18 protein-coding genes are annotated in these 23,811 nt (G+C 68.2%); 3 read left to right on the top strand and 15 right to left on the bottom strand.

What is annotated here, in order from left to right; all coding sequences use genetic code 11:
* Positions 1–340: 340 nt before the first annotated feature.
* The 3 genes from KPB06_RS26285 to KPB06_RS26275 are packed head-to-tail and all read right to left on the bottom strand — an operon-like array spanning position 341 to position 6,529.
* Positions 341–2,809: a glycosyltransferase family 4 protein gene (locus KPB06_RS26285; protein WP_275905928.1), complete on the bottom strand. Its 2,469-nt coding sequence runs from the start codon at positions 2,807–2,809 to the stop codon at positions 341–343.
* Positions 2,806–4,272 carry a flippase gene (locus tag KPB06_RS26280; protein ID WP_059639181.1) on the bottom strand — a complete coding sequence of 489 codons (1,467 nt, stop codon included), beginning with the start codon at positions 4,270–4,272 and terminating at the stop codon, positions 2,806–2,808. Before KPB06_RS26280 ends, KPB06_RS26285 begins: the two co-directional genes overlap by 4 nt.
* A gap of 40 nt (positions 4,273–4,312) precedes the next feature.
* Positions 4,313–6,529 (bottom strand): NHL repeat-containing protein, encoded by a 2,217-nt coding sequence (locus KPB06_RS26275; RefSeq protein ID WP_275905929.1) that lies wholly within the window; start codon positions 6,527–6,529, stop codon positions 4,313–4,315.
* Between the two features lie 444 nt (positions 6,530–6,973).
* On the opposite strand from KPB06_RS26275, the gene KPB06_RS26270 reads away from it, so the two are divergent.
* The 3 genes from KPB06_RS26270 to KPB06_RS26260 are packed head-to-tail and all read left to right on the top strand — an operon-like array spanning position 6,974 to position 10,072.
* Positions 6,974–8,038 carry an acyltransferase family protein gene (locus tag KPB06_RS26270; protein WP_060311222.1) on the top strand — a complete coding sequence of 355 codons (1,065 nt, stop codon included), beginning with the start codon at positions 6,974–6,976 and terminating at the stop codon, positions 8,036–8,038.
* Between the two features lie 35 nt (positions 8,039–8,073).
* Entirely contained in the window at positions 8,074–9,120 is a 1,047-nt protein-coding gene (gene gmd / locus KPB06_RS26265) for a GDP-mannose 4,6-dehydratase (RefSeq protein ID WP_275905930.1), read from the top strand.
* On the top strand, positions 9,107–10,072 hold the full coding sequence (locus KPB06_RS26260) for an NAD-dependent epimerase/dehydratase family protein (protein WP_275905931.1): 966 nt from the start codon (positions 9,107–9,109) through the stop codon (positions 10,070–10,072). The genes gmd and KPB06_RS26260 overlap by 14 nt, the downstream gene beginning before the upstream one ends.
* A gap of 104 nt (positions 10,073–10,176) precedes the next feature.
* On the opposite strand, the gene KPB06_RS26255 is transcribed toward KPB06_RS26260, so the two are convergent.
* The 12 genes from KPB06_RS26255 to KPB06_RS26200 form a co-directional block, all read right to left on the bottom strand.
* On the bottom strand, positions 10,177–11,367 hold the full coding sequence (locus tag KPB06_RS26255) for an O-succinylhomoserine sulfhydrylase (protein ID WP_275905932.1): 1,191 nt from the start codon (positions 11,365–11,367) through the stop codon (positions 10,177–10,179).
* 263 nt (positions 11,368–11,630) lie between these two features.
* The gene (purF, locus tag KPB06_RS26250; RefSeq protein ID WP_059582739.1) at positions 11,631–13,163 is read right to left on the bottom strand and encodes an amidophosphoribosyltransferase; all 1,533 of its coding nucleotides are present in this window, start codon (positions 13,161–13,163) and stop codon (positions 11,631–11,633) included.
* A 51-nt stretch (positions 13,164–13,214) separates the two neighbouring features.
* Positions 13,215–13,709, bottom strand: a complete 495-nt coding sequence (locus KPB06_RS26245) for a CvpA family protein (RefSeq protein ID WP_059582742.1) — start codon at positions 13,707–13,709, stop codon at positions 13,215–13,217.
* Positions 13,710–13,715: 6 nt separating this feature from the next.
* Positions 13,716–14,561 carry an SPOR domain-containing protein gene (locus KPB06_RS26240; protein ID WP_275905933.1) on the bottom strand — a complete coding sequence of 282 codons (846 nt, stop codon included), beginning with the start codon at positions 14,559–14,561 and terminating at the stop codon, positions 13,716–13,718.
* A gap of 29 nt (positions 14,562–14,590) precedes the next feature.
* Positions 14,591–15,901 (bottom strand): bifunctional tetrahydrofolate synthase/dihydrofolate synthase, encoded by a 1,311-nt coding sequence (gene folC, locus KPB06_RS26235; RefSeq protein ID WP_060311225.1) that lies wholly within the window; start codon positions 15,899–15,901, stop codon positions 14,591–14,593.
* A 95-nt stretch (positions 15,902–15,996) separates the two neighbouring features.
* On the bottom strand, positions 15,997–16,869 hold the full coding sequence (gene accD / locus KPB06_RS26230; RefSeq protein ID WP_040139428.1) for an acetyl-CoA carboxylase, carboxyltransferase subunit beta: 873 nt from the start codon (positions 16,867–16,869) through the stop codon (positions 15,997–15,999).
* A gap of 65 nt (positions 16,870–16,934) precedes the next feature.
* Positions 16,935–17,750, bottom strand: a complete 816-nt coding sequence (gene trpA / locus KPB06_RS26225; protein ID WP_059582749.1) for a tryptophan synthase subunit alpha — start codon at positions 17,748–17,750, stop codon at positions 16,935–16,937.
* Positions 17,751–17,786: 36 nt separating this feature from the next.
* Positions 17,787–18,638: a DNA-methyltransferase gene (locus KPB06_RS26220; RefSeq protein ID WP_275905934.1), complete on the bottom strand. Its 852-nt coding sequence runs from the start codon at positions 18,636–18,638 to the stop codon at positions 17,787–17,789.
* 9 nt (positions 18,639–18,647) lie between these two features.
* Positions 18,648–19,841 carry a tryptophan synthase subunit beta gene (gene trpB, locus KPB06_RS26215; RefSeq protein WP_059582753.1) on the bottom strand — a complete coding sequence of 398 codons (1,194 nt, stop codon included), beginning with the start codon at positions 19,839–19,841 and terminating at the stop codon, positions 18,648–18,650.
* A gap of 55 nt (positions 19,842–19,896) precedes the next feature.
* Complete coding sequence (locus tag KPB06_RS26210; protein ID WP_059582757.1) at positions 19,897–20,601, bottom strand: phosphoribosylanthranilate isomerase; 705 nt, start codon at positions 20,599–20,601, stop codon at positions 19,897–19,899.
* A complete protein-coding gene (truA, locus tag KPB06_RS26205; RefSeq protein ID WP_059582759.1) occupies positions 20,598–21,410 on the bottom strand; it encodes a tRNA pseudouridine(38-40) synthase TruA in 813 nt (270 codons plus the stop codon). Before truA ends, KPB06_RS26210 begins: the two co-directional genes overlap by 4 nt.
* Positions 21,410–23,554: a motility hub landmark protein FimV gene (locus KPB06_RS26200; protein WP_059582762.1), complete on the bottom strand. Its 2,145-nt coding sequence runs from the start codon at positions 23,552–23,554 to the stop codon at positions 21,410–21,412. The genes truA and KPB06_RS26200 overlap by 1 nt, the downstream gene beginning before the upstream one ends.
* Positions 23,555–23,811 lie beyond the last annotated feature (257 nt).

Genomic DNA, 23,811 nt, shown 5'->3' with positions numbered 1-23,811 from the left:
CGCGGCGTCCCGCCGCTCGAGGGCTTTTTCACGGCTGCACGCGGTTGCAGGCCGGTTCGACAAGGGACCCGGCAGCCTGCTGCGCGCCGACCGCGCCACGGCCCGCGCGAGCCGCCGGTGCGCGGTTTCCTCGGTACGACTGCGACGGTGTCCTGCTCGCGTCACGTTGCCGACGGCCCGCTCCCGTTCCGGATGACGATCGGCCGCGATCACGCCGACTCGGACTCGGACTCGAGCCCGCCAACCCGCCCCAACCAGGCGCGTCGCCCGCCGAAAGACGAAGCCCCCGCACGGCACGACGCCGCACGGAGGCTCGTTTCCCGCCGGCGCGCGCCGGCTGCTATTTCTTCGCTTTCGCGGCCCGGGCGGCCTTCGCCGTATCGGAGAGAATCTTCTCGACCCGCTCCACGTAGGTTTCGGTCCCGAACCGCCGCACCGCGGTCGCGCGCCCGCTCGCGACGAGCCGCTCGCGCAGTGCGCCGTCGCGCTTGAGCGTCGTCAGCGCGTCGGCCAGCGCGGCCGCGTTGCCCGGCTCGCAGAGCAGCCCGTTGTCGCCGTCCTCGATGATCTCGACGACGCCGCCCGCACGCGCCGCGACAACCGGCCGGCGCGCCAGCATCCCCTCGACGATCACCCGCCCGAACGGTTCGGGCGTGATGGACGTATGCGCGACGACGTCCACCGCCGTCATGCACGCGGCCACGTCGCGCTGGAATCCGAGGAAATGCACGCGCTCGTCCATCCCGTGCTGCGCGACGTATTCGTGCAGTTGCGCCGCATAGTCGTCCTCGCCGAACAGCGGCGCGCCGACCAGCACCACGTGCATGTCGGGATGCCGCGCGGCGGCCTCCAGCAGCACGTGCTGCCCCTTCCAGCGCGCGAGCCGGCTGAACGAACCGACCAGCCATGCGTCCGTCGGCAACCCGAGGCGCGCGCGCAGCGCCGCCTGGCTCACGCCTTCCAGCGCATCGAACGGTTCGGCCGAGATGCCGTTGAACACGACGTCGACGTGCTGCGGCGTGAAGCCCGTCAGCGCGCGGAACGCTTGCGCGGATGCATCGGAGTTCGCGATCACGCGCGTGACGCCGAGCCGCGCGCAGTACTTGATCGCCTGCAACTGCTTGCCGCCGAAATGGTCGGCGCTGACGATGTCGCGCAAATGCCAGACCACCGGCTTGCGCGCGAGCCGCCCGGCAAGCGCGGCGACCACCATCGCGCGTTGCGTGTTCGCGTAGATCACCTCGGCGCGGCGCGCGCGCCGGGCGACGTCGCGCACGAGCCGCACGAGCTGCTTCACCGCGCCGAACGACACGCCGCCCTGCTTGCGCACGCCCGCGAGCGCGCCTTGGTCGACCACGTCGACGCGTGCGCCGATCTCGTCGAGCGCCGCGCGGAACGGGCCGTCGTCGAACAGCAGCACGTCGGCGTTCGCGCGCATGTGCTTCATGATCTCGAGCAGCGACAGCTCGGCGCCGCCGAGCACGCCGCTCTGGTCGAGCACGAGCGTCGCCGGGCCGCGCGCGGCCGGCATCGGCGCGGCCGTGCCGCGCCGTGCGGTCGAGCCGGGCAGCGCTTGCTCCACGTAGTCGAGGAAGCGCTGCCGGAACGTATCGGCGGAAAACCGCTCCGCGTTCGCGCGGCACGCGTCAGGCGTGAAGCGCTGCGGCGCGCGCTCGAAATCGTCGACGGCCGCGACGATCGCGTGCGGCGTCTGTTCGTCGAAGAACAGGCCTGTCGGGTTCAGGCTCGACTGCGGGTCGAGCACGGTTTCGAGCGCACCGCCCTTGCCGTACGCGATGACCGGCGTGCCGCACGCCTGCGCCTCGACGACCGAGATCCCGAAATCCTCCTCGGCCGCGAACACGAACGCCTTCGCGCGCCGCATCCGGTCGTGCAGCACCGCGAACGGCTGATAGCCCATGATCTCGACGTTCGGGCCGGCCTTCGCGCGGATTTTCTGCATCTCGGGGCCGTCGCCGATCACGACGAGCTTGCGCTCGGGCGTGCGCGAAAACGCTTCGACGATCAGGTCGATCTTCTTGTACGGCACCATCCGCGACGCGGTCAGGTAGAAGTCCTCCTTCGCCGCGTTCAGCGAGAACGCGTCGACGTCGACCGGCGGGAAGATCACCGCGGCGTCGCGGTGGTAGACCTTCTTGATGCGCCGCGCGATGAACGCGGAATTCGCGACGAAGCCGTCCACCGCGTTCGCGGTGCGCGTATCCCAGTTGCGGATGTAATGGAGAATCATCCGCGCGAGCAGCGATTTCGGCCCGTGCGTGAGATTCGACTGTTCCAGATACTGGTGCTGCAGGTCCCACGCATAGCGGATCGGCGAATGCACGTAGCTGATGTGCACCTGGTCCGGCCCGGTCAGCACGCCCTTCGCGACCGCGTGGCTGCTCGAGATCACGAGGTCGTACTCGGACACGTCGAGCTGCTCGATCGCGAGCGGCATCAGCGGCAGGTAGCTGCGGTACTTGGTGCGCGCGAACGGCAGCTTCTGGATGAACGACGTCGTCACCGGCTTGCCGCGCACGAACGCGCGGTCGTCGAGGAAATCGACGAGGCTGAACAGGTCCGCGTCGGGAAAGCACGCGACGATCTGTTCGAGCACGCGCTCGGCGCCCGCGTAGGTGACGAGCCAGTCGTGGACGATCGCCACGCGCAGCGCACGCGCCGGCTGCCGCGCGCCGGCCCGTTCGGCCGGCACCGCGCGGTGCAGCGCGGCGGCGTCGCCCGCGTGGGCCACGGCGGCGTCGGCCGTGGCGAGATTCAGGACGGCGTGTTCCGCCAGATCGCGATTCATGCAGTTCTCCTCGCATTGAGACGGACGAACAGGTCGCGCACGAGTGCACGCAATCCCGGCGTCATCGTGAGCGACCACGCAACGTTCAGCACCAGCACGACCGCGCACAGGCCGATCGACTGGACCAGCCCCGGCCACGCTTGCGCCAGAAACAGGCTCGCGAGCAGGAAGGCGAGATGGGCGAGCATGTCGAGCACGATCGCGCGCATCCGGATCGCCGACAGGTACAGCAGCACGCCGTAGTCGACGAGCGCGCGCGCCGCGACGACCACCGCCGCGCCGATCAGCCCGAAGTGATGAATGCCGAGCCACAGGCCGCCGACGAAGAACGGCATCTCGACGAGCCCGGCGAATGCCGCGCGGGCCGGGTTGACCTGCGACTGGATCAGGATGCGTGTGACGCTCGCCTGGCCGACGAGCCATACGCTGATCACGAGCACGCGGCCGACCGGCGCCGAATGCGCGGCGAGATCGGCGCCGACCCACAGCGTGAGGAACGGCGCGAGCGCGAAGATCGCGACGATGCCGACCGGCGTGAACACGCCGTTCAGGAATTCGAGCGACTGGCGCGCGAGGGTATCCGCGTGATCGCGGCCGACCGCCGACAGGCGCGGAAACAGCGTGCGCACCAGTGCGTTCGGCAGCATGTTCAGGCGCGTGACGAGGTTCTGCGGCACCGTGTAGTAGGTGACGAACTTCGCGCCCATGCCGGCGCCGAGCATCACGCGGTCGAGCGTGTCGGCGATCATGCTGGTCGTGCTCGCGATCAGCATCCAGCCGCCGAAGTTGAACAGCCCCTTCGCGGTACCCCACTGCGGCGGATCGATGCGGCGGATGCCGAGCACCTTGATGCTGGCCTGGCCGAGCATCACCGCCGCGATCAGCCGCGCGACGACGGCCGCGGCGAGCACCGTCTGCAGGTTCGGCGCGATCCACCACGCGGCGGCGAGCGGCAGCAGCTGGAACAGGAACGTGCCGATCGTCTGGTTCGTGTTGAACACGCCGAACCGTTCGGCGCCGTTGATTGCGCCGGCGAACACCCACGACACGTTCGCGAGCGGAATCGCGAGCGCGAGCCACGGCAGCGCGAGATACACCTCGTGCTGCATCGCGGCCGACACCTTCGTGAAATACGCGGTGTAGACGAACGCACCGAAATAGATCAGCAACCCGCCCGCGATGCCGGTGCCGAGATTCAGCCAGAACGCGCTCCAGAACACGCGCGCGCTTTCGTCGGCGTCGCCGCTCGCGAGCGCCTTCGAGATGTGGTTCTGCGCGGCCATGCTCATCCCGAGATCGAGGATCCCGAAATAGCCGATCAGCGTCCATACGAGGCTGACGACGCCGTAGCGTTCGACGCCGAGCGCGTGGATGTACGCGGGCACGGTCACCAGCGACACGAAGGTCGGCAGGATCAGCCCGATGAAGTTGATCGAAACGTTCTTGAGTATGCCCTTGTCCATGCTTAAGCCTTGAGTGACGTCGACGACGGCGCGCCGCCCGTCACGGTTTCCAGCGATACATCAGCACCTTGCCGCGCGCGTCTTCCTCGACGAACACGAGGTATTCGCCGTTCTCGCGCCGGAACGCGCTGATGCCGAACGGCACGTCGACCCAGCCGGAGGCCTTGCCGACCTCGGCGCCCGGGCTCATCACGCCCACTTCCTTGCCGGTTTCCTTGTCGTACACGTGGATCTTGCCGACCGGCTCCACCGTGAAGATGTAGCGGCCTTCGACCGTGATCCCGATCAGGTCGAGGATCGGCTTCGCATCGAGCTGCCATGGCAGCGCGACCTGGTAGCGCACCACCGGCGAGCCGCTCGACCACTTGTCGAAGCGCACCAGCACGCGGCCGACTTCCTTGTTGATGCCCGGCTGCGGCGGCGCGTCGGCCGTGTAGCCGGTCACGTACAGCGTGTCCGTCTGCGCGTCGTAGATCGACCGGCGCAGTTGCGTGAACGGCTGCGGCATCGGGTAGGTCGTGACCTTGTCGTACGAATAGATCGGGTTACCGGCCTTGTCGACGCCGCCGTACTGGAAGCGGTGGATGCCGCGCACGTCGCTCGTGCGCCAGATGTCGCCCTTCGTGTCGACCCACCAGCCCCAGCCGCCCGCCTTCGCCTTGCCCGTCGTGTTGAGCTCGGACTCGTCGGCATCGATCCGGCCGTTGCCGTTCGCGTCGCGCCACAGCCAGTCGCCGCCCGGCGGCTTGTTCGGCACCTTGTCGACCGGCCGCGCGCGGCCTGCGATCAGGCCGGACGGAATCGCGACCTCGCCGTCGCGCTTCGCGTCGAAGCGGTAGATCTTCAGATGATCGGCGTACATGTCGGTCAGGTACAGGAACGTGCGGCCGTCGACGCGCCGCGCGATCGGCATGCCCGGATACTGGTCGGTGTGGAACACGGGGTCGTCCGGATACTTGAAGCGGTTCGACAGGAAGCCGACGTATTTCCAGTCCTGGCCCGGCGGCTTCGACAGGTCGAGCTCGAAGCGCTTGTTGCCCGTGTACACGCTGTTCGGCCGCGCGGGGTCGAGCCACGCGCCGTCGACGAACAGCAGCCCCTGCACCTGCCAGCGCAGCTTGCCGTCCGGCGAGTAGCTTTCCAGCACCGCGCCGAGCCCGGCGCCGATCGTGTCGTGGCGCGGCCCGATCCCGTTCATCGACACGTAGACGTTGCCCGCGCGGTCGACACCGACGCCCGTCAGCCCATTGAAGCGCTGCGGCCCCGGGCGCCCCGGCACCGGCCCCGCGAAGATGCCGCCGCGCTCGCCGAGCGAGCCCGACTGCGCGTAGCCGTTCGCGCCTTTCGAGAAGATCAGGATCTGCTGGCGCGGCCCGTTGTCCGCGACCAGCACGCGCCCTTTCGCATCGACCGCCACGTCCACCGCGTCGGTGCCTGCCGGCAGCGCCGGCGCGTCGTCGAGCTTGCGGCCGTCGGCCCGCACGTGCACGAGATGCGCGGGCCCGCCGAGCGTATCGGTCAGCAGCCACAGCGTGCCGTCGCCAGCTAGCGCGATGCGGCCCGGCTCGTGCGCGCTCCACGTGCCCTTCCGCTGCATCGTCTCCGCGTCGTACACGTCCACCGCGTCGCGCGACGGATTGGTCGCGAACAGCGTCTTGTCGTCGGCCGCGAGGCCGCCCACTTCCGCCTTCGCGTCGCCCACTTCCGAGCGCGCGGGCGCCGGCACCTCGTTCATCATCATGAAGCTGGCGGCCATTCGCGCGCGGCCGGCATCGGCGCGGCCGCCCGGCGCGACCGGCGGCGCCGCGCGAAACGGCGCGGGCTGCTTCATGTCGCCGATCGTGCGCCGCGAGATGCCGAACCATTGCTTGCCCTTGTCCGGCCAGATGCCGGGCGACTGCAGGTGGCCGCGCTCGTTGCCGACACCGATCGCGACATACGCATACTTGCCGTTCACCGCGATCGCGTTGCCGCCGAGATTGCCCCAGCCGTGGGTGCCGCCGGCGAAGCCGAGCATCTTCCCGTCCTGGTAGACGCTCGCCTCGGCGCCGCTCTCGTCCCACGGCGCATTCGTATACACCTTGCCGTCGGGCGTCACCGCGATCGCGCGGATGTCGATCTGCGTCCAGCTGCCGTCGCCATAGCCGAACGTGTTGCCGATCCACGAGGTCGTCGCGGGCAACACCGTTTCGGCCGGCACGGCGCTCGTCAGCAGCGCCGCGCATACCGTCACGCCAACCAGAATCAGACGTCGCAATGCGCTTCTCCAGACTCGATGCAACAACGACCGGCGCAGCCTCGGATGGCCGGCGGCTGCGCCCTGTCGCTAAATGGGTTTCAAACGTCGCGATGCAGGTTACAAGCAAAAATAATCACAAGAAATTTGGAAATATTTGGGGATGTTTCGGCCAGAAATATCGAACCGGAACAGGCAGTCAATCCGGCCCGGAAACGGCAATAACGACCGCCTTTCCCGCGCCGCCACGTAGAAAATTCCGCCCCGCGCCACGTCTGGCGGCCGCCCGGTGCAAATCTTTCGTCTCGCGACCGTAATAATCGGCATTCGGATATTTGCCGTCAGATAAATGGCGCGCGTTTTTTTACCGATTTCTTTTCCCTAGAATCGTTTTCGATTCCCTATTTCATTTAAAGGCATGCAATACGTACACGCATCGGATGCGGGTCGTGAAGGAGCCGCGCGATGACGGCCCTGTCGCGCCCCGCCGACCTCGCCCCGCCGCAACACGGCCGCATCGTGCAGCTCGACGGGCTGCGCGCGATCGCCGTGGGCGCCGTGTTCCTGCAGCACGCGCTGAAGGCGCCGCTGTGGATGGGCGTCGATCTGTTCTTCGTGCTGAGCGGGTTGCTGATCACCGGCATCCTGCTCGATCGCAAGGCGCGCGGGCAGTCGTACTTCAGCCACTTCTACGCGCGCCGCGTGCGCCGCATCCTGCCGCCGTACGTGCTGCTGCTGGCGGTGTCGACGCTGCTGTTCGGCGCGAGCTGGCTGCCGCACTGGCCGTGGTTCGCGTTCTTCTCGACCAATATCGGGCTGTCGCTCGGCAGCATCGGCCATGACAGCCTGAACGTGCTGTGGTCACTCGCGGTCGAGGAGCAGTTCTACATCTTCTGGCCGTTCGTCGTGCTGTGGTGCTCGGAGCGCGCGCTGCTGTGGGTCGCCGCCGCGCTGATCGTCGCGGCGCCGGTGCTGCGCGCGATCGCGACGCCGTGGTTCGATTCGTTCTGGCCGATCTACTACCTGACGCCGTTCCGGATGGACCTGCTCGCGGCCGGCGCGTTGCTCGCGATCGTGCTGCGCCGCGACCGGCGCGCGCTGGAGCCGTTCTATCCGCTCGCGATCGTCGGCGCGCTCGTGTCGCTCGCGATCCTCGGCTGGCTGCACCTGTCGTTCCCGCGCTTTCGCGCCGCGAACACGCCGCTGTCGAACGCGGCGCTCTACAGCATCTCGCTGCTGCTGTGCACGTCGATCGTCGTGATCGCGCTGCGCGGGCGCGGCCTCGTGCAACGCGTGCTGACGAACCCGATGCTCGTCTACGTCGGCACCGTCAGCTACACCGTCTACCTGATCCACCTGAGCGTGCTGTACGCGCTGTGGCCGCTGCACCTGAACCGTTTCGTCACGGCCGCGCTGGCGCTTGCGATCACGCTCGCGTACGCGACCCTGAGCTGGTACGGCTTCGAACGGCGCCTGACGCGCGGGCCCGCGCGCCGCGCGCTGCCGGCCGCCGCCGGCACGACCGCCTGAATCTCATCATCCATCGCTTCTACCAGGACAACGCCATGAGCCAAACGCGTAAAAAGGCCATCATCACCGGAATTTCGGGGCAAGACGGTGCGTACCTGACCAAACTGCTGCTCGACAAGGGCTACGAAGTCACCGGCACCTATCGCCGCACCAGCTCGGTGAATTTCTGGCGCATCGCCGAGCTCGGCGTCGACACGCACCCGAACCTGACGCTCGTCGAACACGACCTGACCGACGCGGGCTCGAGCCTGCGCCTGCTCGAACGCACGCAGCCGGACGAGCTCTACAACCTGGCCGCGCAAAGCTTCGTCGGCGTGTCGTTCGACCAACCGGCGACCACCGCCGAAGTGACCGGCATCGGCCCGCTGAACCTGCTCGAGGCGATTCGGGTCGTGAGCCCGAAGACCCGCTATTACCAGGCGTCGACGTCCGAGATGTTCGGCAAGGTGCAGGCCATCCCGCAAACGGAAACCACCGCGTTCTACCCGCGCAGCCCCTACGGCGTCGCGAAGCTGTACGCGCACTGGATGACCGTGAACTACCGCGAGTCGTACGGCCTGTTCGGCAGCAGCGGGATTCTGTTCAACCACGAATCGCCGCTGCGCGGCCGCGAATTCGTCACGCGCAAGATCACCGACACGGTCGCGAAGATCTGGCTCGGCAAGGCGACCCGGCTCGAGCTCGGCAATCTCGACGCGAAACGCGACTGGGGCTTCGCGCTCGAATACGTCGAAGGCATGTGGCGGATGCTGCAGGCCGACGAGCCCGACACCTACGTGCTGGCGACCAACCGCACCGAAACCGTGCGCGACTTCGTGCGGATGGCGTTCGCGGCGGCCGGCTACCAGCTCGAATGGACCGGCAAGGGCGAGCAGGAGCGCGGCCTCGACGCATCGACCGGCAACGTGCTCGTCGAAGTGAACCCGAAGTTCTACCGCCCCGCGGAAGTCGACTTGCTGATCGGCTGCGCGGACAAGGCGAAAAGCAAACTCGGCTGGGAACCCAAGACGACGCTCGAACAACTTTGCCAGATGATGGTCGAAGCGGATTTGACGCGGAATCAACACCATGACACGTTCTGAGGCCGGGCGTCCGTCGCGCCGTGCGTTCGTCACGGGCCTGACGGGCTTCACCGGCCGCTACATGGTCGAACGCCTGCAGGCGGCCGGCTACGACGTCTGGGGCACGGTCGCGCCCGGCACGCCCGGCCCCGCCGATCCGGCGTTCGCGCAGTGCACGCTGCTGCCCGTCGACCTGCTCGACGCGCAGGCCATGCGCGCGGCCGCGGCCGACGCGCGGCCCGACGCGGTCGTGCATCTGGCCGCGCGCGCGCATGTCGCGCAGGACGAGCCGTCGCACACCTACGCGGTCAACATCGTCGGCACGCGCAACCTGCTGGCCGCGCTCGACGGCCTCGACCGCCGCCCGTCGGCGGTGCTGCTCGCAAGCAGCGCGAACGTCTACGGCAACTCGACGGCCGGCGTGCTCGACGAAACCGTCGCGCCGGCCCCGGCGAACGACTACGCGGTCAGCAAGCTCGCGATGGAATATGCGGCGAAGCTGTGGGCCGACCGGCTGCCGATCGTGATCGCGCGGCCGTTCAACTACACGGGTGTCGGCCAGAGCGATGCGTATCTGCTGCCGAAGCTCGTCGCGCACTTTGCGGGCAACGCGCCGCGGATCTCGCTCGGCAACCTCGACGTGAGCCGTGATTTCTCCGACGTGCGCGACGTGACGGCCGCCTATCTGAAGCTGATCGAAGCCGCGCCGGCCGGCGAGACGTTCAACGTCTGCTCGGAGCGCGCGTATTCGCTGAAGGAAGTGCTGGCGATGCTGTCGCGCATCGCCGGCTACGTGATCGACGTGACGATCGATCCGCGCTTCGTGCGGCACAACGAAGTAAAGCGCCTGAGCGGGTCGCGCGACAAGCTGCGGCGCGCGGTGGGCGAACTACCGATCACGCCGCTCGACGAAACGCTGCGCTGGATGGTGGACGCGATGCGCGCCGCGCCGCCCGCGCACGCCGCGGGCTGAACGTCGGCAAAACACGCACGACGGCATGCGCCGAAACGACAACGGGCCGCTCTCTCGAGCGGCCCGTTTCATCGTCGATGCCGGGCAAAAACCGGCCGTATCGCTCAGCCGTCCAGGCCGCGCGCGAGATCGTCACGAATGTCGCCCGCGTGCTCGAGCCCGACCGCGAGGCGAATCAGCCCTTCGGTGATCCCCGCCGCCGCACGCGCTTCCGGCGTGATGCGGCCGTGCGTCGTGGTGGCCGGATGCGTGATCGTCGTGCGCGTGTCGCCGAGGTTGCCGGTAATCGACACCAGCTTCGTGTTGTCGATCACACGCCACGCGTTCGCGCGCTGCTGCTCCGGCGTGTCGCCCTTCAGCTCGAACGACACGATTGCACCGCCCGCCTTCTGCTGGCGCTTCGCGAGTTCATGCTGCGGATGCGATTCGAGGCCCGGGTAGAACACGCGCGCGACCGCCGGATGCGCGTCGAGCCAGCGCGCGATCTCCAGCGCGTTCGCCGATTGCTTCTCGACGCGCAGCGACAGCGTCTCCATCCCCTTCAGCAGCACCCACGCGTTGAACGCCGACAGCGTCGGGCCCGCGCTGCGCACGAACGGGAACACCTTGCCCATGATGAATTCCTTCGAGCCGACCAGCGCGCCGCCGAGCACGCGGCCCTGCCCGTCGAGGAATTTCGTCGCCGAGTGCATCACGACGTCCGCGCCCAGCTTCAGCGGCTGCTGCAGCACCGGGCTGCAGAAACAGTTGTCGACGACGAACAGCGCGTTCGCGGCCTTCGCGATCTTGCCGATCGCCTCGATGTCGGCGAGTTCGGTCAGCGGGTTCGACGGCGTCTCGAGGAAGAACATCTTCGTTTCCGGCCGCACGGCTTCCTGCCATGCGTTCAGGTCGGTCGGGTCGACGAAGGTCGTCGTGATCCCGAACTTGCTGAAGATCTGCGAGAACATCCCGAGCGTCGAGCCGAACAGGCTGCGCGAGCTGACGAGGTGGTCGCCCGCCTGCAGCGCGGACATCACGACCGACATGATCGCGGCCATGCCCGACGCCGTCGCGATGCACGCCTCGCCGCCCTCGAGCGCCGCGAGACGCTCCTGGAACATGGTGACGGTCGGGTTCGTGAAGCGCGAATAGGTGAAATAGTCTTCCGAATTCGCGAAGCGCTCGGCCGCGTCGGCCGCGCTCGAGAAGCAGAAGCTCGACGTGAGGAACAGCGCTTCCGAATGCTCGTTGAAGTCGCTGCGCAGCGTGCCAGCGCGCACGGCAAGCGTGTCGAAGTTGAGGGGGTCGTCCATGTTCCGTTTTCCGTATTCGATGGCCGCGCCGACGGTCATGCACGAGGCGCGGACCCGGTCAAAACCGAGGCCAAAAACAAAAAGCCCGCTATGCGTCGGCATCAGCGGGCTTCGGTGCGGTACGACAGCGATCGACTCGGGCCGGCTGCCGCCGGCCTTCGCTTTAGCTGTTTTGGGAAGTTGCCCCGCGTCCGCAAGCTGATATCAAATCGACGCAAGGCCACATCCTATCACGCCTCGATCCAAGCGCGCGCCGGCGTGAGTTACTCGACCGACAGTTGCAGGTTCATCTGCGAGCGCTCGGTATCGCTGGCCGTATCGCGATCGGCCTGCGACGCCGGCGTGAGACGCGCGCGCTCGATCGCATCGAGGTACTCGGGCGTCACGGCGCCGGTGATGTAGTTGCCGTCGAAGCACGACGCCTCGAAGCGCTCGAGCTTCGGGTTGATGTCGCGCACCGCGCGGCGCAGATCGTCGACGTCCTGATAGATCAGGTGATCGGCGCCGATGATCTTCGCGACTTCTTCGTCGGTGCGGCCGTGCGCGACGAGCTCGCCACGCGTCGGCATGTCGATGCCGTACACGTTCGGGAATTTCACGGGCGGCGCAGCCGACGCGAAGATCACCGACTTCGCGCCCGCATCGCGCGCCATCTGCACGATTTCGTGCGAGGTCGTGCCGCGCACGATCGAATCGTCGACGATCAGCACGTGCTTGTCCTTGAACTCGATGCTCATCGCGTTGAGCTTCTGGCGCACCGATTTCTTGCGCACGGCCTGCCCCGGCATGATGAACGTGCGGCCGACGTAGCGGTTCTTGAAGAAGCCTTCGCGGTATTCGACGCCGAGCTTCGCGGCGACCTGCATCGCGGCCGGGCGCGACGAATCGGGAATCGGCATCACGACGTCGATCGGCACGTTCGGCAGTTCGCGCTTGATCTTCTCGGCGAGATAGTCGCCCATGCGCAGGCGCACGTTGTACACCGGCACGCCGTCGAGGCACGAATCCGGACGGGCCAGATACACGTATTCGAACATGCACGGATTCAGCGTCGGGTTCTCCGCGCACTGCTGGCTGTGGAAGTTGCCGGCCTTGTCGATGAAGACCGCTTCGCCCGGCTCCAGGTCGCGCACGAATTCGAAACCGATGCCTTCGACCGCCACCGACTCCGACGCGACCATCCATTCGGTGCCGTGCTCGGTTTCGAGCTTGCCGATGCACAGCGGGCGGATGCCGAACGGGTCGCGGAACGCGAGCAGGCCGTAGCCGGCGATCAGCGACACGATCGCGTACGAACCCTGCAGGCGGCGATGCACGCCCGAGACCGCCTTGAACACCGACGCCGGGTCGAGCTCGAGGCCCGTGGTCGACAGTTGCAGCTCGTGCGCGAACACGTTGAGCAGCACTTCGCTGTCGGAGTTGGTGTTGATGTGCCGGCGGTCGATCCGGAACATCTCGTCCTTCAGCTGCATCCAGTTCGTCAGGTTGCCGTTGTGCGCGAGGATGATCCCGAACGGCGCGTTCACGTAGAACGGCTGCGCCTCGGCCTCGCTCGACGCCGAGCCGGCCGTCGGGTAGCGTACCTGGCCGATGCCGTAGGTGCCGGGCAGGCTGCGCATGTTGCGCGTGCGGAACACGTCGCGCACCATGCCGTTCGCCTTGTACATGTGGAAATTGCTGCCGTCCGCCGTCGCGATGCCCGCCGCGTCCTGACCGCGATGCTGCAGCAGCAGCAGGCTGTCATAGATCAGCTGATTGACAGGGGATTGGGAGATAACGCCTACGATGCCGCACATGGCATGTCCTTCAAGATGACAAAATCGGTTCCGTCCTGCCCGGCCGCGCCGTCACACGCGTACGTACTGGGCCATGCCGTCGGGCAGGAGCTGCTTCAGCTCGTGCACGCCCTGTTCGGCAAAAGGACGCAATAGCGCATTGCGCCAGAAATCCTGTTTGGGCAGTTCGGTCAGCCCGGCCGCCGCGACCAGCAGCACCACCAGCACACAGCCGCGGACGAGCCCGAACATCATGCCCAGCGAGCGGTCGACGCCGCCCAGGCCGCTCGCCTGCGCGATCCGCGACAGCAGCGCGTTCGCCACGCCGGCGACCAGCACGACGCCGATCACGAGCAACGCGAAGGCGATCACCCACTGCGTCAGCGCGCCGCCCGGCCAGTTCGCCGGAATGTACGGCACGACCAGCCCGACGTAGCGGCCCGCGATCACGACCGCCGCGATCCAGCCGATCAGCCCGAAAATCTCGGACACGAAGCCGCGCCACGCGCCGCGCAGCGCCGACAACGCGATCACCGCCAATACAGCGTAGTCGAAAGCCGTCAGCATCGCACGTTACTGCGTCAGTCCGGCTTCGCGCACCTTCGCGATCGCGGCGGATGCCGCCGCACGATCCGCGAACGGGCCGGCACGCAGCAGTGTAGCCGTGCTGCCGTCGGCCTGCTTGCTGTGCTCGACATATGCGGGCACGCCCGCCGATTTCAACTTGGTGGCCCACGAACGGGCGGTCGCGGCGTCCTTGAACGAACCGAGCTGCACCGCGAAGCGCGCACCGGCCGGCGACGCCGGCGACGCCGGCGACGATGCGTCGCCGCCGTCCGGGCTCGCGGCGCCGGCATTCGCGACGGTTGCGGGCGCAGGCTTCGGCGCGGCCGGTTTCGCCGCCGGAGCGGCCGGCTTCGGCGCGGGCTTCGGCGGCGTCACGCTCGCGGTGGTGGTCGTATCGGGTTTCGCGGCCGGCTTGGCGGCGTCCTTCGGCGCGGGCGCCGGTGCGGCCGCCACGGCCGCGTCGGATGCCGGCGGTTCGTCATGCGCGACGCCCGCCTGCACGTCGGACACGTCGTCGTCGCGCGGCGCGACCGCCTGGTGCGCGGGCCGGTTCGGGATGTCGATCGCGATGTCGTCGGTGACCGGCTTCGGGTGCGAGTCGAGCACCATCGGGAGCACGATCACGGCGGCCACGACGAGCGCGATCGCGCCGACGAGGCGACGGCGCGCGCGTTGCTTTTCAGGAAGGGTCGGATCGAGGAGCAGTGCGTCCGATTCCGGACGCTCGGTGCGGCGCGTGCGGCGCTCGACGCGTTCAGTGCGCTCCGTGCGCACGTTCCGGGAGGCCCCGGTGCGACCGGCGCGCCGCGGGGGCGCGTCGTCGTCTTTCTTGCCGAACGAGAAAATTCCCATGAATGGCTGAGTCCGAAACTGCCCGTCAGTCAGTGTTGCTGCGATTTACGGTAGGCCAGCACGCCGGCAACCGTATGGAAACTGCCGAAAACCACGATTCTATCATTCTCGGATGCTCTTTTTAGTGCATCGCGAAACGCTTCCGCGGGCGACGCGTAACGCGTCACGCTCGAATCGGGCCCCTCCTCCACGCCGGCCTTGCGCAGCGCGGCTTCGAGCTGCTCCGCGGAGGCTGCGCGCGGCAGCGGCAGGTCGGTCACGCACCAGTGGTCGATCTCGCCCTTCAGGTGCTGCAGCACGCCGTCGATGTCCTTGTCGTGCATCGCGCCGAACACCGCGTACGTGTACGGGAAGAAACCCATGTTGCCGAGGTTCTGCTCGAGCACGGCCGACGCATGCGGGTTGTGCGCGACGTCGAGCACGATCGCCGGCTTGCCGGGCAGCACCTGGAAGCGCCCCGGCAGCTCGACGTTCGCGAGCCCGAGCCGGATGTCCTGCGCGGACACCGGCAGCACCGGGCGCAGCGCCTCGAGCGCGGCGAGCGCGGCCGACGCGTTGATCAGCTGGTTCGCGCCGCGCAGCGCCGGATACGCGAGCGCCGGATAGCGCTTGTCGCGGCCGAGGTAGCTCCATTGCTGGCGCTCGGCCCCTGCCTGCGCCTCGTAGCGGAAATCGCGGCCGACGAGCCACAGGTCGGCGCCGATCGCTTCGGCGTGGTCGACGAGCGTCTGCGGCGCGGCCGGATCGCCGCAGATCGCCGGCTTGCCCGCGCGGAAGATCCCCGCCTTCTCGAACGCGATCTTCTCGCGCGTGTCGCCGAGGTATTCGGTGTGATCGATGTCGATGCTCGTGACGATCGCGCAATCGGTGTCGATGATGTTCACCGCATCGAGCCGGCCGCCGAGGCCGACTTCGAGGATCACCGCGTCGAGCCCGCGCGAGGCGAACAGATGCAGGATCGCGAGCGTCGTGAATTCGAAATACGTGAGCGACACGGGCTCGGCCAGCGACGTGCGCGCGGCTTCGACGGCCTCGAAGTGCGGCAGCAGTTCGTCGTCGGTCACGTTCTGCCCGTTCACGCGCGCGCGCTCGTTGAATGCGAGCAGGTGCGGCGACGTGTGGCAGCCGACCTTGTAACCCGCGCGCACGAGGATCGTCTCGAGGAACGCGCAGGTGGAGCCCTTGCCGTTCGTGCCGCCGACGGTGATCACCGGGCACGCGAATTCGAGCTGCAGCGCCGCCTTGACCTGCCCGATGCGGGTCAGGCCCATGTCGATGCCGACCGGGTGCGCGCGTTCGAGATGCGAAAGCCACGCGTCGAGAGTGGGAAATGTGCTCATCGGATCAAATCTGGATCGGTACCGCCACTACGCCAAAAAGCAAAGCGCGCCGCCTGAGAAGCCAGGCGACGCGCGGAGTCACGACGTTGCGCCGGTCAGGCCAGCGCGTCGGCCGGCTGTCGCTGCAGCAGCGCGAGCAACTGCGCGATCTCGTCGCGCATCTTGCGACGGTCGACGATCATGTCGATCGCGCCCGTCTTCAGCAGGAATTCGGCGCGCTGGAAGCCTTCGGGCAGCTTCTCGCGGACCGTCTGCTCGATCACGCGCGGGCCGGCGAAGCCGATCAGCGCCTTCGGCTCCGCGATCACGACGTCGCCGAGGAACGCGAAGCTCGCCGACACGCCGCCCATCGTCGGGTCGGTCAGCACCGAGATGAACGGCAGCTTCGCTTCGGCCAGCTTGGTCAGCATCGCGGTGGTCTTGGCCATCTGCATCAGCGACAGCAGGCTTTCCTGCATCCGTGCGCCGCCCGATGCCGTGAAGCAGATGAACGGCACGTGCTGCTCCAGCGCGTTCTGCGCACCGCGCGCGAAGCGCTCGCCGACGACCGAACCCATCGAGCCGCCCATGAACGAGAACTCGAAGCACGCTGCCACGACCGGCAGCGTGTGGATCGCGCCGCCCATCACGACCATCGCGTCGGTCTCGCCGGTTTCGTCCATCGCTTCCTTCAGACGATCGGGGTACTTGCGGCTGTCCTTGAACTTCAGCGAGTCGACCGGCACGACCTCCTGGCCGATCTCGTAGCGGCCTTCCGGATCGAGCAGCCCGTCGAGGCGCTCGCGCGCGCCGATGCGCATGTGGTGATCGCACTTCGGGCACACGTGCAGGTTCGCGTCCACGTCGTTGCGATAGAGAACGGCCTCGCAGGACGGGCACTTGACCCACAGGCCTTCCGGAATGCCCTTGCGGCTTTTCGGGTCGGTCTGCTTGATCTTCGGCGGCAACAGTTTGTCGAGCCAGCTCATCGTATGGTTTCCTGTTCCGTGGCGGGGCGGGCCGACGCGGCCCGTTCCCGCTTCCTGTGTTGTGTTTATCGCGCCGTGTTGCCGGCACCGTCCAGGGCGGCGCGCAGCTCGGCGATGAACGTCTTCAGCGCGGCGGCGGCACCTTCCGGCGCGGCGCTCTCGAGCAGTTGCACGAGGCGGCTGCCGATCACGACGGCGTCCGACACTTCGGCCACCGCACGCGCCGTTTCGGCGTCGCGGATACCGAAGCCGACACCCACCGGAACCGGCACGCGCGACTTGATGGCCGGGATTTTACCTGCAATGCTCGAAACATCCAGATTTCCCGCGCCGGTCACGCCCTTGAGCGACACGTAATACACGTAGCCGCTCGCGATCTTGCCGACGTCGGCGATGCGTTCGTCGGTCGACGTGGGCGCGAGCAGGAAGATCGGATCGATCTGCGCGGCCCGCATCTTTTCGGCGAACACGCCCGCCTCTTCCGGCGGATAGTCGACCACCAGCACGCCGTCGACGCCGGCCGCGTGCGCTTCGGCCGCGAACGCGTCGACACCCATCCGTTCGATCGGGTTCGCATAGCCCATCAGCACGACGGGGGTTTTGGGGTCGGTTTCGCGAAAACGCTTCACGTCGGCGAGCACGCTCTTCAACGTGACGCCGCGCGCGAGCGCGCGCTCCGACGAGCGCTGGATCACCGGGCCGTCGGCCATCGGGTCCGAGAACGGCACGCCGAGCTCGATCACGTCCGCGCCGCCGGCGGCGAGCGCGTGCATGAATTCGACGGTTTTCGCGGGGTCCGGGTCGCCGGCCGTGATGAACGGGATCAGGCCCTTACGGCCTTGTTCGGCGAGCGCGGCGAAGGTCTGCTGAATACGGGACATGGCAATTTTCCTCAGTGCATTCGGCGGCGGCGCGATTCACGCGCACGCCGGCGCGGCGAGCGCGCTCACGCGCTCGTGCGCGATCGCACAATAGCTTTCGTTGATCTCGTAGCCGACGAAGTCGCGCCCCTGCCGTGCGCAGGCCACCGCGGTCGTGCCGCTGCCCATGAACGGATCGAGCACGCGGCCGCCCGGCGGGCAGCTTGCGAGCACCATCCGCTCGATGATTTCCAGCGGCTTCTGGGTCGGATGATCGACGCGCTCCGCGTGCTGCCGGTGCAGGCGCGAGACCGACCAGACGTCCTTCGGGTTGTAGCCCATCTCCAGCCACTTGCTGCCTTCGAACAGCTTGCGCGAGCGGGCCTTCTTCGTGTCGGCGTCGTACGGGATGCGGACCGGATCGAGATCGAAGTAATACGCTTTGGAAACCGCGAAAAAGCCGATGTTGTCGTGCACCGACGTGAAACGGCGCGTCGTGCCGCCCATGCTCGGCACGCGCCGGTCCCAGATGATCTCGTTGACCATCGTGAGTTGCGTCTTCAGGAAACTGAAGATTTCCGGCGCGTACTGCCACGTGCAGAAGATGTACATCGACCCGCTCGGCTTCAGCTTCGGAATCGCGAGGTCGAGCCACTCGCGCGTCCACGCGAGGAAATCGTCACCCGAACGCTTGTCCGAATCGTTGCCGTAGTCCTTGCCGAGCCCGTACGGCGGATCGGCGACGATCAGGTCGATCGACGCATCCGGCAAGTGCGCGGCATCGGTCAGGAAATCGCGGTTGTGCAGTTCGATACCGGACGGCAGCGCGCGCGGCACGGCGGCGGCCGGCTGAACCGCCTCCGCCTCGCTCGCGGCGCCGCCGCCCGGCTCTTCGATCAGGTCACGCATCGGTCGGGGTCAGAGCGCGATGCCCGATCGCTCGGCGACCGTGTGCATGTCCTTGTCGCCGCGGCCCGACAGGTTGACGAGCAGGATCTTGTCCTTCGGCAACGTCGGCGCGAGCTTCACGCCATACGCGATCGCGTGGCTCGACTCGAGCGCGGGAATGATCCCCTCGATCCGGCAGCAGTCGTGGAACGCCTTCAACGCTTCCGCGTCGGTGATCGGCACGTACTGCGCGCGGCCGCTGTCCTTCAGCCATGCGTGCTCGGGGCCGACGCCCGGATAGTCGAGGCCCGCCGACACCGAATGCGTCTCGATGATCTGGCCGTTGTCGTCCTGCAGCAGGTACGTGCGATTGCCGTGCAGCACGCCCGGGCTGCCGGCGATCAGCGACGCCGCGTGATGGCCCGTGTCGAGGCCGTCGCCGGCCGCTTCGACGCCGATCAGCTGCACCGACGTATCGTCGATGTACGGATAGAAAATGCCCATCGCGTTCGACCCGCCGCCGACGCAGGCGATCACCGCGTCGGGCTGCCGGCCCGCGAGCTCGGGCATCTGCACCTTGCACTCGTCGCCGATCACGCGCTGGAAGTCGCGCACCATCATCGGGTACGGGTGCGGGCCCGCGACCGTGCCGATGATGTAGAACGTGCTTTCGATGTTCGTGACCCAGTCGCGCATCGCTTCGTTCAGCGCGTCCTTCAGCGTGCGCGAACCCGATTCGACCGGCACGACCGTCGCGCCCAGCAGCTTCATCCGGTACACGTTCGCGGCCTGTCGGCGCACGTCCTCGGCGCCCATGTAGACGACGCACTCCATCCCGAAGCGCGCGCAGATGGTCGCGGTCGCGACGCCGTGCTGGCCGGCGCCCGTTTCCGCGATCACGCGCTTCTTGCCCATGCGCTTCGCGAGCAGCGCCTGGCCGATCACGTTGTTGATCTTGTGCGCGCCCGTGTGGTTCAGGTCTTCACGCTTCAGGTAGATCTGCGCGCCGCCGAGCGTCTCGCTCCAGCGCTGCGCGTGGTAGATCGGCGACGGACGGCCGACGAAATGCTTCAGCTCGCGCTCGAATTCGGCGACGAAATCGGGATCGTTCTGGAACTTTTCATACGCCGCGCGCAATTCGTCCAGCGCGTGAATCAGCGTCTCGGCGACGAACACGCCGCCATACGGGCCGAAATGGCCACGATCATCAGGAAGGTTGTACATGGTGTCTCTCTCGATCGGTCGGTGCGCCCCGCCCGCGGGGCCGCACCGGCTTGCATCACCCGGCGTCCGCTTCGCGCACCGCGCGTACGAACGCCGCCATCCGGGCGTGATCCTTCACGCCCTTCGCGCCCTCCACCTCGATGCCACTGGAGACATCGACAGCAAACGGACGCAGCTGGCGGATCGCATCACCGACGTTTTGCGCGTTCAAGCCACCACTCAAAACGGCCCGACGCGCGAGCTCTGCGGGAATAAGAGACCAATCGAAGACCTTGCCGCTACCGCCGTAATCCGGCACCAGGGTGTCGAACAGGAGGCCGCGCGCTTTCGAATAATGAAGAGCCGATTCTACCAAATCGGCACGCTGCGTCGAGGGGCCGACGCGCACCGCGCGCAACCACGGCAGGCGCGCCGCGCGGCCGAGCGCGTCGCACTGCTCGGGCGTCTCGTCGCCATGGAACTGCAGCACCGTGAGCGGCACGTCGCGCACGACGGCTTCGATCTCGGCCTCGGTCGCATTCACGAACAGTCCGACCACCGAGACGAACGGCGGCGCCAGGCTCGCCAGCTCGGCCGCCTGCGCGATCGTCACCGCGCGCGGGCTCTTCGGGTAGAACACGAGGCCGATCGCATCGGCGCCGAGGGCTGCCGCGTGCAGCACGTCCTCGGGCCGAGACAGCCCGCACAGCTTGATGCGCGTGCGCGGCGGCACGCCCGCCGCCGCGGCGGAACTCGAAGGGGACACGGCGTGATCCGTCATGATTGTGGGTCCAGATCGGCCCAGACGCTGCTCCACGGCACGCTGCCGAGCTGCGCGGGCGGGACGGCGAATTCCGCCGGGTAGCCGACGTGGGCGAGGTACAGCCCGTCGGCCATGAACGTGGGTGCGGCGAGGTTGCGGTCGCGCCCGGCCAGCACGTCGGCGAGCCAGTCGGCCGGATATCGGCCGCGCCCGACCGCGACGAGGCAGCCCATCAGGTTGCGCACCATGTGATGCAGGAACGCGTTCGCGCGAAAGCGGAAATGGATGAAATGCCCGGCGCGCCGCACGTCGATCTGATACAGGTGTTTGACCGGCGTCTTCGATTGGCATTCCGACGACCGGAACGACGAAAAATCATGCTCGCCGATCAGGTGCGCGGCGGCGGCGCGCATCGCGTCGTCGTCGAGCGGCGTGTGGATCCAGCCCGCGCGCCCGGCCAGCATCGGCGAACGCACGGGATGCACGTACAGCGCGTAGTAATAGGTGCGCTCGAACGCCGAGAAGCGCGCATGGAACGTGTCCGGCATCGGCTTCGCCCATTGCACCGACACGGTCGGCGGCAGGAACGCGTTGGTGCCGCGCACCCACGAGAACACCTCGCGCTCGAGATCCGTGTCGAAATGCACGACCTGCCCGAGCCCGTGCACGCCGGTATCGGTGCGCCCGGCCACCGTCGTGTGCAGCGGCACCCGCGCGAACTCGGCCAGCGCATGCTCGAGCCGGTCCTGCACGGTCTTGCCGTGCGGCTGCGCCTGCCAGCCGCAGAACGCCGCGCCGTCGTACTGGATGCCCAGCGCGATCCGCATCACGCCTCGTCCGCCAGTTTCGCGAGCAGCGCGCGTGCATCGTCGCGCGTCGCGGCGTCGTTCGCGTCGACCACTTCCTGCAGCAGCGTCCGCGCGCCGGCCAGATCGCCCAGCTCGACGTATTCGGCCGCGAGGTCGAGCTTGTTGCGCGCGATGCGCGCGAGCTCGTCCGCGGTGAGCGCGGGCAGTGCGGCGCCCGGGGTGGACGGCAGGTCGAGATCGAAATCGAGCTTCAGCGCGCCGAACTGCGCGCCGCCGAGCGGCGGCAGCGATGTCGCCGCAGGCGGGCCGCCCGCTTGGCCGGCGGGCGTCGCCGCGTCCGGATCCCAGTCGAACTCGTCGTCGTGGTCGACCGGATGTTCCGGTGTCGTTTCACCCGAACCCATTGGCGGGTGCTGGGCGGATTGACCGTTAGTTGCGATTTTGCCGGTGTCGGACTGCGTTGCCCGCGTGGCAAGGGCCTCCGGCGTCAACGACGGCTCGTCCGCCGCCCGCGGCGGCAACGGCATGTCGAGACTGTTGAGCGCGCTGATCGCGTTCTGCATCAGCGTCGCGTGCTGTGCTTCGGTCGTCGAAGGGGCGACGGATGCGGCGGTCGGCTCGGTCGGCTCGGCCTGCTTGTCGGCGCCAGTGGTTTTTTCCGCCGGTTCTGCGTCGGGCGGAGCCTCAGCCGGAACCGGAATCGCGTCGTTCGCGGGCGACACGGCAGCGACGGCAGCCGGCAATTCGGGCGACTCGTCGCGCGGTGCCGCCACTTCAGGCGCAGTCGATGTGTCCGCTGCGGGCGGCTCGACCGCCTCCGCCGCCGCAGCAGTGGCCGCGGCGAGATTCATGTCGGACGCCGCATCGCGTGCGACCGGCATTTCGGGCGTGATCGGCAGTTCACGTTCGACGGTCGGCGCGGCTCCCGCAGCCGCGGCGCCGCCTGCTGCGGCTGCGGTCGTATCGGCACCCGCGTCGTCCGCGCGGCGACCCTTCCGGCGCTTGCGCCATACGAAGCCGGCCGCGAGCACGATCACGGCTGCACCGGCCGCGGCGGCCGGGCGCCAGTCCATCTGTTCGGTACGACGTGCCGGTGTGGCGACGGGCGCGATCGGTTGCACGGAAGCCGATGCCGGTTGCGGTGCGCTGGCTGCCACACCCGACGCGGCTTCGTCCACCGTCGATGCGGCGGCCGACGCACTCGCGTCATTCGCGGCCAGACGCGGCGCGGCGGGCGCCGGAGCCGGCGCAGGCGCGACGCCGGTCGTCGTCGCCGGTTTGCCGATGCCGTGCTTCTGCAACTCCATCAGCACGCGATTCTTCAACGCCAGCAATTGCTGCAAGCTCGACGGCCGGGGCTGCGACGCTCCCACGGCGGGCGCCGCGCCGCCCGGTTCGCGCACGCCGGAAACCGGACTGCCCGGCACCGCCTGCCCCGCCGCCTCGCTCGCGGACGACGGCGCCGACTGGATCGCCCCGCTCCACACATGCGGGCCGCTGGCACCGCCCGTGGGCGCCGCCGGCTGCGTGCTGTCGACACCCGACGCGCCCTGTGCGGCCGCCGCCCCGGTCGAAGCCGAAGCACCGGTCGAAGCCGAAGCACCGATCGAAACCGCCACCCCCGCCGCCGGCGCACTCGCACCGCTCACCGGAGCCGCATGCACGGCCGACGCCACCGGCGCGGATTGCACCGCCGAGCCAGGATGCGGCGCGGATGCGCCGTGCTGCGCGATCGCCGCCCCACCCGATGCGGCGGCGGGCGCGGAAGCGGCCGTCGCACCGGAGGCAGCGGACGCGCCGGCCGGCACGAGCGCCGCGCCGGTGGCGTCGAGCGCGGGCACGGTCAGCGTCGCGCCGACTTTCAGCCGGCTCGCGTCGCGCTTCATGAACGCCTGCGGATTGGCGTCGAACAGCGCACGGGCGGCGCGCGCGAGCACGGCCGGGTCGTGCGATTGCGTGGCCGCTTTCGCGATGTCGTTCAGCGACTGGCCCGGCTGGACCGTCACGGTAAGCGGTGCGGCGGCGCCGGCGGCGGACGCCGGCAGTTCGCCGGTGCCGACTGCCCACGCCGATGCGGCTGCGCCAAGCGCCAGGATCGTCAGCGCCCCACGCACGGCGCGCGACAGACGGGACTGACGCGGAAACAAGGAAATTCGGGACATCGTTGGCTCTATCGCCGCGCGCGGGCGCGGCTCGGATTCGCGGTTGGAAGCGTCAATAAAGTTGCTGCAGAAATGCAAAAGCGTCGCGCGAAACGCGACGCTTTCGGCGGGTCTGTGCGTCGTAACCGCGTAGTTTACTTCACGCGCTCGAGTTCCGGCCGAATTCGTCGCCAGCCGGCGCGCGCGTCGGGCGGGTCCGCCTGCCGCAGCCCATGCATTCGATCGACCAGAACGCCCCCCACGCGCGCTGTCGAAAA

It is taken from the genome of Burkholderia semiarida (genome assembly GCF_029268935.1).
In the GTDB taxonomy this organism is placed as follows: domain Bacteria; phylum Pseudomonadota; class Gammaproteobacteria; order Burkholderiales; family Burkholderiaceae; genus Burkholderia; species Burkholderia semiarida.
Note: the sequence above shows the minus strand (reverse complement) of the source record. Positions and strands in the feature narration are given on the sequence as shown.

Coding starts and splice junctions, on each gene's coding strand:
- KPB06_RS26285 (WP_275905928.1), bottom strand. CDS start 2,809: ATGAATCGCGATCTGGCGGAACACGCCGTCCTGAATCTCGCCACGGCC.
- KPB06_RS26280 (WP_059639181.1), bottom strand. CDS start 4,272: ATGGACAAGGGCATACTCAAGAACGTTTCGATCAACTTCATCGGGCTG.
- KPB06_RS26270 (WP_060311222.1), top strand. CDS start 6,974: ATGACGGCCCTGTCGCGCCCCGCCGACCTCGCCCCGCCGCAACACGGC.
- gmd (WP_275905930.1), top strand. CDS start 8,074: ATGAGCCAAACGCGTAAAAAGGCCATCATCACCGGAATTTCGGGGCAA.
- KPB06_RS26260 (WP_275905931.1), top strand. CDS start 9,107: ATGACACGTTCTGAGGCCGGGCGTCCGTCGCGCCGTGCGTTCGTCACG.
- KPB06_RS26255 (WP_275905932.1), bottom strand. CDS start 11,367: ATGGACGACCCCCTCAACTTCGACACGCTTGCCGTGCGCGCTGGCACG.
- purF (WP_059582739.1), bottom strand. CDS start 13,163: ATGTGCGGCATCGTAGGCGTTATCTCCCAATCCCCTGTCAATCAGCTG.
- KPB06_RS26245 (WP_059582742.1), bottom strand. CDS start 13,709: ATGCTGACGGCTTTCGACTACGCTGTATTGGCGGTGATCGCGTTGTCG.
- KPB06_RS26240 (WP_275905933.1), bottom strand. CDS start 14,561: ATGGGAATTTTCTCGTTCGGCAAGAAAGACGACGACGCGCCCCCGCGG.
- folC (WP_060311225.1), bottom strand. CDS start 15,901: ATGAGCACATTTCCCACTCTCGACGCGTGGCTTTCGCATCTCGAACGC.
- accD (WP_040139428.1), bottom strand. CDS start 16,869: ATGAGCTGGCTCGACAAACTGTTGCCGCCGAAGATCAAGCAGACCGAC.
- trpA (WP_059582749.1), bottom strand. CDS start 17,750: ATGTCCCGTATTCAGCAGACCTTCGCCGCGCTCGCCGAACAAGGCCGT.
- KPB06_RS26220 (WP_275905934.1), bottom strand. CDS start 18,638: ATGCGTGACCTGATCGAAGAGCCGGGCGGCGGCGCCGCGAGCGAGGCG.
- trpB (WP_059582753.1), bottom strand. CDS start 19,841: ATGTACAACCTTCCTGATGATCGTGGCCATTTCGGCCCGTATGGCGGC.
- KPB06_RS26210 (WP_059582757.1), bottom strand. CDS start 20,601: ATGACGGATCACGCCGTGTCCCCTTCGAGTTCCGCCGCGGCGGCGGGC.
- truA (WP_059582759.1), bottom strand. CDS start 21,410: ATGCGGATCGCGCTGGGCATCCAGTACGACGGCGCGGCGTTCTGCGGC.
- KPB06_RS26200 (WP_059582762.1), bottom strand. CDS start 23,554: ATGTCCCGAATTTCCTTGTTTCCGCGTCAGTCCCGTCTGTCGCGCGCC.